The sequence below is a fragment of the Pseudomonas sp. PSE1(2024) genome (genome assembly GCF_050990555.1).
In the GTDB taxonomy this organism is placed as follows: domain Bacteria; phylum Pseudomonadota; class Gammaproteobacteria; order Pseudomonadales; family Pseudomonadaceae; genus Aquipseudomonas; species Aquipseudomonas aphyarum.
On the sequence record NZ_CP158967.1, the window covers coordinates 3643314 to 3657196 of the forward strand.

The window sequence follows — 13883 nt, forward strand, 5'->3', positions numbered from 1 at the left end:
CAAATGAAGACCCCGACTCTCCTGCTCCTCGCAATGTATTGCACGGGTACAAGCTTTGCGTTTGCCGGCGGCTCGCAAGCGACAAACGTCAAGCATGGGCCAGCAGGCATCGCCGTCGATGAGCCCTTGGTGTCGGCCAGACCGAAGTTGATCAAACAAGGATGGAAGCCAACCCGGATGCACACCAGCGATGGCTATGAATACAGTGGTGTCGAGCGCGAGCTGGCTGCACGCAATTTCCTGGAACTCGATACCTGCTCGTTTGATAGCTCGCGCTGCATCCTGTTCTATTCGAAGAAAGGCGCCTGCCTGCGCGTTGACACCATGGGTGAGCAGCTCAAAGACATGACGGTTACGCGATGGACCGATGAATGTCCGGATGTGCATTCAGAGCCAGATAGCGGCGACGCGGGCTAAGAAACAAAAAAGACCGATTGAAATAAATCGGCCCCCTCTTCCCCACTGACCATCAGGCATCACAAACAGTGCGTGTGCGATCACGCTCTCTGCCAGCCCAGCTCCCACAGCTTCAGCGCCCTACACAATATCTGTGATCTACATAAATCCCGTGGGAGCGAGCTTGCTCTCGAAGGCGCCAGAATTGACACCAGCTTAATCAGCAGGTGATCCCGAGGTCTGCTTCACCGGCAATTGCAAATTATCCAACGCCCGATTCACCGCCAACTCCCCGAGCATGATCAACTGCGCAATGCCCACCAATGCCCGACGCTGCGAGGCCGGCACCAGACTGGCGATGTTTTGGGCAATGGTTTGGGCCGAAGCGAGAGTTTCACTGGCATCAATCAGCAGTTCTTCATTTTTGTTGTCCGCAGTCACGGCATACATCCCGCGGGTTCTGCGTGGGGGCGGCGTGGAGCCGGGTGGACAGAGGTAATGGTCGAGCGCGCGGTCGGCGGCTTCGTGGAGTTTTCTGGAATCGATGGATTCGTAGGGGGAAACCGAATCGGTTTCGGGCGGGTTGGGTGTTGGTTTGATCATGGTGAAGCTCCATTTTTATACCTGGTGGAACCACCAACACCTGTCGCTAAACAAGTAAGGGTGGCAGCTGTGCGCGGGTTAGCGAACCGAGAGGTATAAGACCCGGCAGACCCGAAGGCCTCCCACGCACAGCCACCATATCGTCATCGCACATGTCTGCGACAAACAGGAGCGTCGTTGAACTTATACCTGGTCGGGTCGCTAAACCCGGTCGCTGGGTTGCCAGCGACACGTAGACGATAAAGACCAGGTACAAAGCGCACAAGCCGGCGGATTCTGGCGTAGCTGTAGGCAACGGCGCAAGGATATGTAGCCTGAGAGAGTGTCTGGAGATGTCTTTTTAAACGTTCGTGTTTATCGGAATTCTCATTGCGTCTCGGCCCCCACGACAGATCCGTCCCCTGCCCCAACAAACGTAAGCGTCCGTCGAACACATCCCCCTGAAGCTGATAGGGAGCCATCGCCTCCATTGAACCGAAGCAGTAGTGGTTATGCGGAATCTGTTCTCTGCATAATGACTGACCGGCCATGTTTAGGGTGCTTGTTATGCCAGCCTCCGCTGATCAAATCTCCGCTGTCGTTTTATGCGCAGCTTCCAGTAACGACCTGGAAGATCTGGTAGCCATCAGGATTGAGGCCATGCGCGAGAGCCTTGAACGGCTTGGACGATTTAACCCAGATCGTGCGCGCGAACGATTTGTTGCTGGGTTCGACGTTAACAGCACTCGCCGCATAGAAGTATCAGGTGATCTGGTCGGTTTTGTCGTAATCAAAGACCACCAGAGCGAGCTTTTGCTTGACCACTTGTATGTGATACCCAGTGCTCAAGGAGCAGGAATCGGCTCTGAAGTTCTTACCCAGATTTTCAGAGAGGCTGATGAGACCGGGCGTCCCATCAAGGTAGGTGCTCTGAAGGAAAGCGCTTCAAATCGTTTTTACACTCGCCATGGCTTCGTGTTCGTCGAAAGCGGTGAATTCGATAATTATTATGTCCGGGCTAACGGTAATGCCGTTAATTTGAGCGACTAGGCTGATCTTGATACGGCTGCAGGTCAGAGATTGCGCCGTTAGATGAACAAAGGGGATTGATCTCTTTTCTGGAAAATAAATCTGTCCCCCTTTTTTCTTGGGGCATAATTTCTGGCTGACGCGATCGTTTAATCGGAGTGTAAAGACGTTAAAAAGGCATGCCATTGGCATGCCTTCACGGACAGCATTTATTCATACGCAGGTCATTTCGATTCGAAGCTTTATTTTGTATTGCTTTGCTATCTTTGTAGCTTCGTCTGCAATGGAAGCTTTAATTTTGTCAATATTTTCCCTATCTTGAAAATTTAGGCAAACGAAATTTCCCTCAGGGTCTTTTTTAGCATTTACGATCGCTTTTATTCTTGATATTTTTTGGAGCGTATCCGTGAGAAAGTCTTGGATATTATGGTCATTAAACTCCGAATAAGGCTTACTTTCTTGTCGGCCATTCAGCTTTCCGGTGGTAATTATTTGAGTTATCTCCTGAAGACCGCCAATCATTTTTTCAACACTACCTTCACATATCATTTGATGCTTAATGGCATCACGATTGATTCGCAAAAGCATAACTTTCAAGCAATCAACATCCTGCCAAGGGTGAAGCATGGGCGCTGTTTCGTGTTTAATTACAGCATTAAGCACAGCAACTACCTTTTCAGCATCACCTAGATCTACAAGCTTGTCTACAACAAACTCGCACCCTACGACTTCACAGTAAGCGGGTAACGGGGTTTCGATTGTGGAAGCTTTACAAAATCCCCATATATATAGCTTTGCATATTTGTCCTTTAAGCTAATTCCGTCTTCGTTTTTTTTCTCGAAAGCAGCGATTGTTTTCTTGATTTTGGCCGGAGTTGCATTAGAGGTGACTTGGATTGCGATTGACTTGGCATCATCTGCAAGGTCGATGGCAGGAAAATTTACCTTGATTTGATTCATGTTGATAAAATCCCCGACTTCTACAGCTTTAAAAAGCTGAGCACAGAGCACCTCTAACATCCGCTCCATATCCTTAAAGCCGGATTTCTGACGATTCAAAATGTAAAGTTGCAATAGCGAAATGCTGGATTGCAAATTTCTGACAGCGCCATCAAACATATACACCTCTACAATATAGAAAAAAGGAGACTGATTTATTTTCTCGCAACCAGACCCTGGCCTTGAAGAACAGCAAGAAGCATGGTCCAGAAAACCGAGGCTTTCCGAAGCTATGTTAGTTAACTAAAAAGCTTCTTGTGCAAGAAGATATACAAAAAATCCCGCACTAGACGGACTTAGTTTGGAATGAGCTTTATTTATGCTTCATCATCTTCATACAACAGACCTAAAGTTGGCGAGCCCACAACGGCTGCGGAAATCAGCTTTTTACCTTTAAATGCGCCTAGCATATAAAGATGCACAGCCGTCTCTGAGCGAAATGCATGTTGAATCTCATCCAACACCCGCTCGGCCTCTTGACTCTTATAAAGAACAACATTGATGAGGCCGTAATTAGGGTGTTGAAAAACCAACTTCCACCGATTAGACGCAGTCTCTAGCTTTTTCACTAGAAAGAGATCGTCGATTCTGATCTTCTCGGTGGAAGATCTGGTTCGCTGCGTTATGCTTTTTATTTCTTCTTCATCCAGATCTATGCTCCCCAAAGTCAAACGATCTGCATCGTAAGCGCCCTTAACTACCGTAACCAAGGCTTTATTAAGATCTGAGTTCACTTTGCTGAGAGTTACATTCTTTTCTACAATATTTTCGGCATAATCAAGTCGCTGCTTTTCAGCCTTGAGTTCACCATTAATTTTAAATTTTGCCAAAGCCACTTTCGACAAACCAAAAATCAATCCCAGCCCAAGAATGGTTATGACAAGTTCATCGCCTGACATGGTTAGCATTGCTTGCTCCGCTAATGTACCGAATTGCTCGGCGATAGCACCTACAATTTCGGAACTTCCTTGAGATACCTGAAATACCACTTCGAGGTCCTTCCTCTCGGAGTCAGACATCGACTTTGCAGATTCGTTTTCAGATACGATTGCGTATGCTCTATTGAGCACTCCTTGATATTCAACCAGCCCTTTCATTACGCCAACAGGTAAAGTGCTATGGTATCGCTCGCCTTTGATATTAATATCGAGGCTCGGCCAACCCTGAAAATCAAAAGAAACATCCTTATCTTTAAATTCGCCATTTAGAGCAAGTTCAATCAAATTTATTGCATCTTGCTCTGACTCAATCACCAACTGGATCGATTCTTTTTCTTCCATGGGGCCTTCATTGCTTGGTTGAAAGTTGACGTAACTTCAGGCGCTCTCCATTGACAAAAGCCCGGCAGTGGCAGGGTATTTTCTGCGGTGTCGCACTGAAAAAGCTGAACATCGTGCCATGAAAGCAGAGCTATCCCATATGAACAACTCTTTTTTACTCAGTTTTTTTCATCAGCACTAGAGCAAAATCGATCCAAAGAGCCCTGTCTTGGTTACCTCGCGCCCTTTCCTTCGATAGCACCTCACTGCTTTCCAATGCGAACTGCTGGATGCCTAGCTCCGTAATAGAGCCAGGTCCTGTCGCACATCTGGTGTTCGCGTTTGCATAGCCGGGCAGCCGCTCCGTCCACCGAGCATGCGAGTTCGTCAGTAGTCACGTCGGACGTCGCTGCACTTGGCATCGAATCGCGTATGAGCGCCTACATCGGAGATGCGAAATTCGGAATACTTGAGTCGTCCAATATCAAACAGGCGGAATGACCGCTTTTGGCCGATAGCGGCCAGCCGCGAAACAGATCAACCAGGCTTCGGTAAAGGTAATGGCCTCAAATATGCTGCTTCTGGCGCACGGTCTTCAAGCGATTAAGGTCTGCAAGCCCTCAATTAGCTCTTTAAGCTCGGAGCGATCAACATCGTTCTCTCGATAACTGGAACGCTGGAGGATTTGATCAGCACTCATCAACGGCCAGAATCGGTCAATGACGTCGTTAGGGTTAATACGCGCTGCTGATCCGATTAACTTCTTGGCGTCGCAGGTATCGGAAAAAACCACTCTGACTCCGAGTTGGGCCTCGATCAAATCGGGGCAAAGGTAGTTTTCGATTTCTCGTTTGCGCGTGGAGTAGAACGATCGGCCTCGCGCCTCGACCTCTCCCTTGCGCTTGGCAATCGCAGCCATTTGCTCGGCAGTACCCCCGATGTCCGAATCCAAAAAAACGCACCATGGAAGTCCAAGATCATCTGCGAGATTGAGGGTGACCCAATGTTTTACGCTGCCGCAGCCACCTATCAGAATTGGGACGATTCCAAGATCCTCCAAGCTAGCGGCAAGCTGCCCAGCAGCTTTGAGCGTATTGGCTGCATGCCTAAGGAAGATCACGTCTGACTTACCCTCTACCAATACGACCGCACGCGCGCGCTCAAGACCTGTCTCAGGAAGCACACCGAGGCTTTCAGCAGCTTCCTTCAGTACGTCGTTATTAGGCATTTTGACGATCGGGTAACCGTTTTCGCCCTTGGTTACATAACGAATTCCCTCTATAGGCATAAGACCAGCCAGGGCTGGCACATGAGTGGTAACGATGATCTGCCTGTTGGGATGCAGAGACAGTTCAAGTAGTGCCCGCATCAACATCACTTGATAGTTCGGATGCTGAGAGGTTTCTGGTTCCTCAATGGCATAGATGACGTCGCGCTGGGTGCCCACTACGGCTTTCTCCGCCTCAGCGCGGAAGAAGTTGAGAAGAATGAGGCGACGTACGCCGCTCCCGCGTTTGTTGATCGGTATGCCGTTCTCACCATCCAAGGTGAAGTTGAATACCCACTTCGGCTTATCCTTGAAGCGCGGTGTCAACTCGTTGGCAAGCTCAGGTGCCATCTCTCGCAACTTGTCGAGGGTGCGAGCAGCCACTTCTAATACGCTGGCTTCAATTTGACGCTCCAATTCAGTGATTTGGCCTTGAAGTTCGGCCTGAGCCTCCTTGACCGCTTGCTGCAGCGGATTTTTTGCTTCGGCATCGCCATCACTACTCTCCCTGTCCGCTTTGAACAGCGCAAAGACAGGTAACTGTGCCTCGACCTTTTCCCAGATGGATTTGTTGTCAGTCGAAAGCGCTTTGCTGATATCTAGCATTGTGTCCTGACAGGCTATCTGCCCGGCCGCACGGCGAATGGCCTGGCGCCACAGTGAGGCTACTCGCTTGTCGGCAACCTGTTCGGCTATCCCGCGCTGCTCCCCAAGCTTTTTAAGATCGGCCATCTTCAGACTGAGTAGGGTTGCCAATTCCGGGTCCGCAGGATGCTGGCAACGAAGGGCTACCCGCTCGAGTTTTCCGGTACTTGCCTTGTAAGTTTTGACAATCTCCAGCGCGTCCTCTGCATTCAGAAGGTACTCATCTGCCAAAGTCGTCTCAGCAACCTCGTCCAAAACCATACGCTCGGGAAGCCCATCGAACTCGCACGCGATTTCAAATTGGTCAGCACCTTCCGCCAGGCTGAAGCAGTTCATGTCGCTCCTATCAGGCTTAAACCCTTCCGTCTCAAAGAAGATGGCCAAGGCTTCGAGAATGCTGGATTTGCCATAGTCGTTACGACCGACGATGCCAGTCATGGCTTCATTGGCAGGGATCACCGTAACGGTGCGATAACCGCGGAAGTGCGTTAGCTTGACGGACTTGAGGCGCATCGTGATTTCCCTATCTGAAGTTAAGTCAACAAGGACGAACTAAAGCCAGTCTAGGCAGAGAAATGCACAGCTGCGCGCAGCCAACGTATCGAAGATTTCGCAACGACTTTGATCAGCAAGGGCCAGAGGGTCATTTATCGCTCTCGGTTTCTCACAGTTTTCCGAGTTCGTCAGTCGTTACTAATGTGGCTACCGCTCAACGTCAACTAGTTGAGGCATCAGCGGCGAATTACAGCAATCGGCCTTTTCAGTGGAGCCGTAGTAGCTAAAAAATCACGGCCTAACCAACCTAGGCATCTCCACCCCCTCCCCCAACTTCTCCACCTCCAACCGCACCCTCTCCCCACCCTGTTCAATCACCACCCCATCCCCCTCCACCGCCACCAATTTCACCCCAGGACTCACCCGTTCCCCCTGCAAAAAACTCCTAGGTGGTCCGTCGTTGAGGCTGAGTATCGCCACCGCCCCGCGACTCCCCGCCATCACGCCGCTGACTTTGATTTCCACCGGCGCCGTGCGGTTGGAAAACCATTGCAACGCCGGGTTGTCGCTGCGTGCGGCGAGCAGTTGCGGCGTGGCCGCCGGGGTGTGGGATTCGGCGGTGGTCAGGAGCAGGGATGACCAGGTGGCGATGCCGACCAGGGCGGCCAGCAGTGCGGCGGCCTGGATGATTTGGGGGGGTGAAAAGCGTGCGGTGAATCTCATGGGCTGAATCTCCTTTTAGTCCCGGTGACCAGACTACGCGGCAATTCTCACGGTTTTATTTCACACGCCTTACATGTTGGCCGTGCAGGATGGTTTTTTGGGACGGGGCTGGACGCAAGGGAGTGCGCATTCGATGAACCGGAGCAGGCAGCAGGGTTTTACGCTGATCGAGTTGATGGTGGTGCTGGTGATCATCGGTATCGCCAGTGCGGCGATCAGTTTGAGTATCAAGCCCGATCCGTTGCAGTTGCTGCGCAAGGATGCCGAGCGCGTGGCGCAGTTGCTGCAGATTGCCCAGGCTGAGGCCCGTGCGGATGGCCGGCCGATTGCGTGGTTGAGCGATGGCAAGGGGTTTCGGTTCAGTCGGCGCAGTGACAGTGGCAAGGGTTTTGATCATTTCAATCGGGACCCGCAGTTGCGGCCGCGTCCTTGGCAGAGTCCGAAGCTGGAGGTGCGGGTGGAGCCGAAGCAGAAAGTGGTGCTGAACGCGGAGTGGATCAATCCGCCGCTGCAGTTGACGCTGTCTGACGGGCTCAATCGGTTGAGTGTGCTGCGCGATGCTTCGGGCCGGATTAGCGTGCAATGAACAGACAAGAAGGTTTTACGCTGATCGAGGTGATGGTCGCGATTCTGTTGATGGCGGTGGTCAGTCTGATTGCCTGGAAGGGGCTGGACAGTGTCACGCGCGCCGACAGCCATTTGCAGGCCAGTGGCGAGCAGAGTGACAGCCTGTTGCGGGCGTTGAATCAGATGCAGCGGGATGTGGAGATGCGCGCCGGGATCGAGCTGACGGAGCCGAAGAAGGTTGGCACCGAGGATGAACCGGCGACGGCGCCGCCTGCCGTTACGGTGCGCAGCAGTGACAGCAAGGGATTTCGGCTGGACATCATTCGGAGCGCGGCGGATCAGCCGGGGGCGCTGCAGCGGGTGCGCTGGTGGCTCAAGGGGAACACGTTGTATCGCGCGGTGGCGCCGGCGCGGAGTCGGTATCCGTTGCCGGCGCCTACGGCTGGGGTGGCGGTGTTGGGTGAGGTGAGTGATTTGCAGGTGCGGGTTTGGGAGATGGATAAGGGGTGGCGGCAGTTGAGCGGGAATCGGCGGGAGGATCCGTTGGGGTTGGAGGTGCGGTTGACTCGGGAGACGCCGCAGGGGGTGGAGAAGTATCGGCAGGTGATGGGGCCGTTGCAGTAGCGGCGGTCACCGTTGAACTTTGTGGGAGCCAGCCTGCTGGCGATGCGGTGGGTCAGGCAATGAGATGTCGGATGTGCTGCCCTCATCGCCAGCAGGCTGGCTCCCACAGGGATATAGGGTGTTTGTGAGTACTGTTTTTAGTTAGCTGAGGACGACTACGCCGCCCGGCAACTCGGTGCATTTGACGCCGTAGGCATCGCGGATCAATGCGCCTACGCCGGCCAGTTGGTCGAGGGAGAAACGTGCTTGTACGCGGCGTTGGCCGAGCTCGCGGTTGAGCAGCAGCAACATGCCTGGGCGGTAGCGGTTGATCTCGTCGATCATCTGGCTGAGGGTAGCCCCGTTGAACACAAGGACCTGTTGGCGCCAGTTGGTTACTGCCGCCGTGTCGACGCTTTGCACGGTGCCAACCTGTTGCGCGTCATAGGTCAATTGCTGGCCCGGTTCCAGGTGCAGGCTACGACCTTCAACTTCCACTTCTACTGCGCCATCGAGGCAAGTCACGCAAACCTGCTGATCAAGGTTACGCAGGTTGAACCGCGCCCTGCTCGCCCGCAACCAGCCGCCACCGGCCTGCATCGCCATCGGCAGCCGTGCGGTCTGCACTTCGACTTCGCCGCTGACCAGTTCAAAACCTTGCACGCCCTCATCCACCGAGCGTTGGTTGATGCGGGTCTGGGTGTTCAGTTCCAAGCTCAAGCCATCGGCCGGTTCGACGCGACGTTGCTGACCGACTTCGGTGATGTAATCCGCGCCAAGCCCGGAGAACCCGCCCGGAATCGTGCCGCGCACCAGCAAGAACGCCGCCGACGCGGCAATCGCGCCGCCGAGAAACGCCCGGCGTCCAAACCGTCGTGGCGCCTGCATCGCTTCCGCCGCCGGTTGCAGCAGATGCCACAACGCTTTGCACTCTTCGAAGGCGCGGGCGTGTTCGGGGCTTTGGGCGCACCACTGGCGCAGCGCTCGGGCATCGGCGACCGTGGCGCGGCCGGAGGTCAGCAGGATCAGCCAGTCGCGGGCTTCGCTTTGCAGACGCTCGGCAGGCGTGGGCTCGGCAGGTGTCAGACGGAAGATGTTCAAACGCGCAGGTACTCGACGGGTTGATCGGGAGCTTCATTCACTAGACGGTTTTCCGGCCCCGCGACCGAACCGCTGAAACACTTTTCTTTCCAGTTTGGCCGCGCAGTGTCCGAGGGCAGCCTTGATTTCCTTCTCGACCATGCGCGTGGAGATGCCGAAACGCTGGGAGATTTCCAGGTGCGGCGCTTCTTCCAGGCGTGCGGCGATGAAGATCCGGCGGCGCCGGGCCGGCAGTTCGTAGAGGGCGCTGAGCAGGGACTGGATTTCCTTTTGGCCGCCGACCACGCGCATCGGGTCCAGCGCTTCGTCGCTGACTTGCAGCAGTTCTTCGACTTCGCTGCCGGTGAGCAATCGCGCATCGGCCTGGCGGCGGTCGGCGGCGATGTTCAGGGCCATGCGATAGAGGTAGGCGTTGGGCCGCAGCAGGTTCGGCGGCGCTTCCATGCGGTCGACCCGCAGGTAGGTTTCGTGCAGCACGTCGTTGGCCAGGTCTTCCGAGCCGAGACGGCGTCGCAGGCGCACCCGAAAGTCCTCGTAGGACGTCAGGAACAACTGGACCATCGAACTTTGTCCGGCGTCTTTCATCCCCCGGAAACTCCTTCCCATTGTGTGCATTCCATGCGCTTTCCTGACGATTCGGGTAACAACAGCAACGTGACTGGCTGGCGCAGTGCGCCGGGTGTCGGCCGGTCGATCTTGAGCGTGTGAAAACTGTCTACCAGCGCTGCATCGCGCCGAACATCGCCGGTCGAGGTGACCAACCGGTTGTGCTGCACCACGCCGTCACGGCCGATCCACAGCTGCAACACCGCACGAAAACTGCCGGGCCGGGTCAGCGGCGAGCGGCACAGGTTGCGTTCAATCGCGGCCTGCACCGCTGTGGCGTAACTGCGGTTGACGGCTGCGCTGGCGGGGGTCGGTTTCTCCGCCGGCATTGGCACTTCCTCGATTTGCGCAACCTGCAAGGTGAACGCGTCGTCGCGGCTGTACTTGGCCATCAAGCCGCTGCCGCCGAGCATCCGGCGCAGCGCTTCGGCAGCAGTGAATTCGCCATCCACCGCCAACGAGCGTCGACCGCGACTCAACTGGCTGTCGACCAGCACCGCCATGCCGGTGGCGCGGCTGAACTGATCGAGGGCACGGGCCAGTTCCTGGGCTGGGATGTGCAGTGTCATGCGCATCGTCGCCGGCATCGGGTCGGCGCTGGCGCCGCTTAGAAACAAGCCAAGCAGCAGCCCCAGACAGAGCTGGCGCACGAGCGCTGAGCGCACAACATCCTCCCTGGCACGGCCTCGCTGCACGGCTGATGTATCCCTGAAAACCGTCATCCTGAGGGCTGTTTATGAATCTGGTGTGACGGCCACTGCAAAAAAACCATCACGGGATCGGCGCCGTCGTTGCACTAGACTCTTGGGCTAGAGCGGCCCCTTCGGGCCGGCCAGGAGGCAGGCATGAAATCAGTCTGGAAAGTCGTCTTCGGCGGGTTGTTGCTGGCGGTGTTGGGCGGTGCACACGCGGAGGAACCGCTGGGCTGCGTTGAGGTGACGGTGGGTGGCTACAAGGCGCCGAATTACGACTGCCTGAGCCAGCAGATGGGCAACAACCCAGATGGTGCGGCAGTTGCGCAGAAGAATCAGGAAGCGATGAATGTGCCGGTCAACAAGCGCCCGCCGAATCAGGTGGGACTGGCGACGCCGGCGGCCACCAGTACGCGGATGGGCAACACCTTTGGCACGTCGGTGAAACCGCAGCGGCCACCGAACTAGCTTTCACCTGATCGCCTGATCGTTCCCACGCTCCCGCGTGGGAATGCAGCCGTGACGCTCTGCGTCACCGGACGCGGAGCGTCCCCAGAGGCATTCCCACGCGGAGCGTGGGAACGATCAGCGTGTTAGGGGGCGCAGCGATTGATGGCTCGTGATCAATCGCTGGGAATCTGGCGAAAGCTCACCGCCAGACGATTCCAGCTGTTGATGGTGCTCACGGCCATGGTCAGGTCCACCAGTTCAGTCTCGTTGAACTGTTCCCGCGCCTGCTGGTAAACATCGTCGGGCACCCGGCTGTCCGCCAGCAGCGTCACTGCCTCGGTCCAGGCCAGCGCCGCACGTTCGCGCAGGTTGAAGAAGCCGCTGTCGCGCCAGACTGCGATCGCGTACAGGCGCCGGTCCGTCTCCCCTGCCCGCCGTGCTTCCACCGAATGCATGTCGGTGCAGAACGCACAGCCGTTGAGCTGCGAGGCACGGATCTTGATCAGGTGCAGCAGCGGCGGTTCGATGCTCAGGCTGCTGGTCAGCGCTTCCAGGGCAATCATCGCTTTCATGGCTTTGGGTGAAGCGCTGTAGTAATCCAGACGCGGGGACATGGGCGGGCCTCGGGCAGCAGAAGAGTCATTTCACGGTAAGCGCTGATTCGACAACGTTACAGCCCCAATTCCACGAAAAAACGGCAGACCACTGAACCCGAGCCAAACACGATACCTGTGGGAGCGAGCTTGCTCGCGATGGGGGCATTAAATTCAACATCGATGTCGACTGAGACACCGCTTTCGCGAGCAAGCTCGCTCCCACAGGGTTTTGCGCCAATTCCGGATAATTGCACTACGCAACTTCTGCCCCGCCCGCATTCGGGAGTAATCTGGCCGGCACACTCAATCACCCGGAGCGCCCCGTCGGTATGGAACTGCATGTCGTGATCAATGGCCGCAAGGATCTGGCCGGTCAGTTGTACCAGCAACTGCGCGGCGCCATTGAATCCGGGCGTCTGGCCGCCGGCACCCAGTTGCCGCCCAGCCGTTTGCTCGCCGAGCAGTTGGGGATTTCGCGCAAGACCATTTCCGACACTTACGCGCAGCTCACCTACGAGAATTTCCTCACCGGCGTGATCGGCAAAGGCACTTACGTCAACGCCCGCTCGACGCCGGTACAGCGCAAGCAAAGCCATTCCGAACTGGCCAGCTCCGAAGTAATCGAGAGCTGGCGCAATCTGCCGGTGTTCCTGCGCCATCCAACGCTCGAGGGTTCGCTGCGCTATGACTTCATCGGCGGCGCCACCAGCAAGGGCCAGTTTCCACAGGATGACTGGCGCCGCTGCGTCTCTCACGCGCTGCGGCAGATGGCCCATTCCAAAGGTTTTTACAGTGTGCCGGAGGGCCTGCCGGCGCTGCGTAATGCGATTGCCCGGCACATCGCGTTTTCCCGTGGCGTGAACTGCCAGGACGAGGACATCGTGGTCTGCAACGGCGCGCAACAGGCGCTGGATCTGATCACCCGGGTGTTGATCCGTCCCGGCAGTCTGGTGGCGATGGAAGATCCGGGTTATCCGCCGGCGCGGCTGCTGTTCGGCACTCACGGGGCGACGGTGGTCGGCGTGCCGGTGGATGCCGAGGGCATTCAGGTCGAGCGGATTCCCGAGGGCACCCGGCTGATTTACGTGACGCCATCGCACCAGTTCCCGCTGGGCATGCCGATGAGTCAGGCGCGGCGCGAGGCCCTGCTCGAACGGGCTCATGAGCTGGGCGCGATCATCATCGAGGACGACTATGACAGCGAGTTCCGCTACGAGGGCCGACCGACGGATTCGCTGCACAAGCTCGATCAGCGCGGCATCGTCGCCTACGTCGGCACCTTCTCGAAAACCCTGCTGCCGGAGCTGCGACTGGGCTACGCGATCCTGCCGCCGGCGATTCTCGAGGCGGTGATTCGCGCCAAGCAGCTCACCGATCTGCACGCTTCCACCCTGCCGCAATGGGCGCTGGCCAAGTTCATCGCCGAAGGGTGTCTGCTCAAGCACATCCGCCGCTGCCACACCATTTATGCCCAGCGCCGCGAACGGATTCTGGCGCGCATGGCCACCGACCTTTCGCCCTGGCTGGAGGCCGTGCCGCCCAGCGCGGGTTTTCACATGGCGGTGTTCTGCAAGGTGCCGATCGACTTGCCGCTGGTGATCGAACTGGCGAAAAAGGTCGAAGTCGGGCTGTACGCCATCGACGGCTTCTATTATCAGCAGCCGGCCAAAAGCGGGATGTACTTCGGTTTCGGCGCCATCGAAACCCTGGACATCGATATCGCGCTCGACCGCCTGCGCGACATTCTGCAACAGGTCGTTGGGTAGATTGGACTAAACGATTAACCGCCGATTGGTTATTGGTGATCCGGGGGGGCAGGCCTATCCTGCACAAGCGTTATCCCTCAATGAGCAGGATTCGTCCGGCCTGATTC

General features: G+C 56.1%; 15 protein-coding genes. 6 read left to right on the forward strand and 9 right to left on the reverse strand.

All coding sequences use genetic code 11. The annotated features are described in order from the left end of the window. The first annotated feature begins 3 nt into the window (after window positions 1-3). Window positions 4-417, forward strand: a complete 414-nt coding sequence (locus ABTV87_RS16315) for a hypothetical protein (protein WP_433897924.1) — start codon at window positions 4-6, stop codon at window positions 415-417. A 195-nt stretch (window positions 418-612) separates the two neighbouring features. Here ABTV87_RS16315 and ABTV87_RS16320 read toward each other — a convergent pair whose 3' ends face one another. Beyond that, window positions 613-999: a DUF6124 family protein gene (locus ABTV87_RS16320; RefSeq protein WP_085730684.1), complete on the reverse strand. Its 387-nt coding sequence runs from the start codon at window positions 997-999 to the stop codon at window positions 613-615. 546 nt (window positions 1000-1545) lie between these two features. Between ABTV87_RS16320 and ABTV87_RS16325 the strand changes: the two genes are divergently transcribed. After that, on the forward strand, window positions 1546-2028 hold the full coding sequence (locus ABTV87_RS16325) for a GNAT family N-acetyltransferase (RefSeq protein ID WP_433897925.1): 483 nt from the start codon (window positions 1546-1548) through the stop codon (window positions 2026-2028). 192 nt (window positions 2029-2220) lie between these two features. Here the strand turns inward: ABTV87_RS16325 and ABTV87_RS16330 are convergent, their stop codons facing one another. From ABTV87_RS16330 to ABTV87_RS16345, 4 genes are all read right to left on the reverse strand, one after another. Next, window positions 2221-3126, reverse strand: a complete 906-nt coding sequence (locus tag ABTV87_RS16330; protein WP_433897926.1) for an SMEK domain-containing protein — start codon at window positions 3124-3126, stop codon at window positions 2221-2223. 197 nt (window positions 3127-3323) lie between these two features. After that, window positions 3324-4286: a hypothetical protein gene (locus tag ABTV87_RS16335; protein ID WP_433897927.1), complete on the reverse strand. Its 963-nt coding sequence runs from the start codon at window positions 4284-4286 to the stop codon at window positions 3324-3326. 574 nt (window positions 4287-4860) lie between these two features. Next, window positions 4861-6690 (reverse strand): AAA family ATPase, encoded by a 1830-nt coding sequence (locus ABTV87_RS16340; RefSeq protein WP_433897928.1) that lies wholly within the window; start codon window positions 6688-6690, stop codon window positions 4861-4863. A 273-nt stretch (window positions 6691-6963) separates the two neighbouring features. Beyond that, window positions 6964-7395 carry a type II secretion system protein N gene (locus ABTV87_RS16345; protein WP_433897929.1) on the reverse strand — a complete coding sequence of 144 codons (432 nt, stop codon included), beginning with the start codon at window positions 7393-7395 and terminating at the stop codon, window positions 6964-6966. A gap of 133 nt (window positions 7396-7528) precedes the next feature. On the opposite strand from ABTV87_RS16345, the gene gspH reads away from it, so the two are divergent. Together gspH and ABTV87_RS16355 are read left to right on the forward strand one after the other, a co-directional pair. Continuing rightward, window positions 7529-7981 carry a type II secretion system minor pseudopilin GspH gene (gene gspH, locus ABTV87_RS16350; protein ID WP_433897930.1) on the forward strand — a complete coding sequence of 151 codons (453 nt, stop codon included), beginning with the start codon at window positions 7529-7531 and terminating at the stop codon, window positions 7979-7981. Continuing rightward, window positions 7978-8586 (forward strand): prepilin-type N-terminal cleavage/methylation domain-containing protein, encoded by a 609-nt coding sequence (locus ABTV87_RS16355; protein WP_433897931.1) that lies wholly within the window; start codon window positions 7978-7980, stop codon window positions 8584-8586. The genes gspH and ABTV87_RS16355 overlap by 4 nt, the downstream gene beginning before the upstream one ends. A gap of 141 nt (window positions 8587-8727) precedes the next feature. Here the strand turns inward: ABTV87_RS16355 and ABTV87_RS16360 are convergent, their stop codons facing one another. From ABTV87_RS16360 to ABTV87_RS16370, 3 genes are read right to left on the reverse strand one after another with little or no spacing between them, the layout of a single operon-like run. Then, the gene (locus tag ABTV87_RS16360; RefSeq protein WP_433897933.1) at window positions 8728-9666 is read right to left on the reverse strand and encodes a FecR family protein; all 939 of its coding nucleotides are present in this window, start codon (window positions 9664-9666) and stop codon (window positions 8728-8730) included. A gap of 33 nt (window positions 9667-9699) precedes the next feature. After that, window positions 9700-10251 (reverse strand): RNA polymerase sigma factor, encoded by a 552-nt coding sequence (locus ABTV87_RS16365; RefSeq protein WP_011334580.1) that lies wholly within the window; start codon window positions 10249-10251, stop codon window positions 9700-9702. Beyond that, window positions 10248-10994 (reverse strand): STN domain-containing protein, encoded by a 747-nt coding sequence (locus ABTV87_RS16370; RefSeq protein ID WP_433897934.1) that lies wholly within the window; start codon window positions 10992-10994, stop codon window positions 10248-10250. Before ABTV87_RS16370 ends, ABTV87_RS16365 begins: the two co-directional genes overlap by 4 nt. Before the next feature lie 123 nt (window positions 10995-11117). On the opposite strand from ABTV87_RS16370, the gene ABTV87_RS16375 reads away from it, so the two are divergent. Next, entirely contained in the window at window positions 11118-11432 is a 315-nt protein-coding gene (locus ABTV87_RS16375) for a hypothetical protein (RefSeq protein WP_433897936.1), read from the forward strand. A 155-nt stretch (window positions 11433-11587) separates the two neighbouring features. On the opposite strand, the gene ABTV87_RS16380 is transcribed toward ABTV87_RS16375, so the two are convergent. After that, window positions 11588-12028: a carboxymuconolactone decarboxylase family protein gene (locus ABTV87_RS16380; protein ID WP_007959341.1), complete on the reverse strand. Its 441-nt coding sequence runs from the start codon at window positions 12026-12028 to the stop codon at window positions 11588-11590. A 311-nt stretch (window positions 12029-12339) separates the two neighbouring features. Between ABTV87_RS16380 and ABTV87_RS16385 the strand changes: the two genes are divergently transcribed. Next, complete coding sequence (locus ABTV87_RS16385; RefSeq protein ID WP_433897937.1) at window positions 12340-13776, forward strand: PLP-dependent aminotransferase family protein; 1437 nt, start codon at window positions 12340-12342, stop codon at window positions 13774-13776. The last annotated feature ends 107 nt before the right edge of the window (window positions 13777-13883 follow it).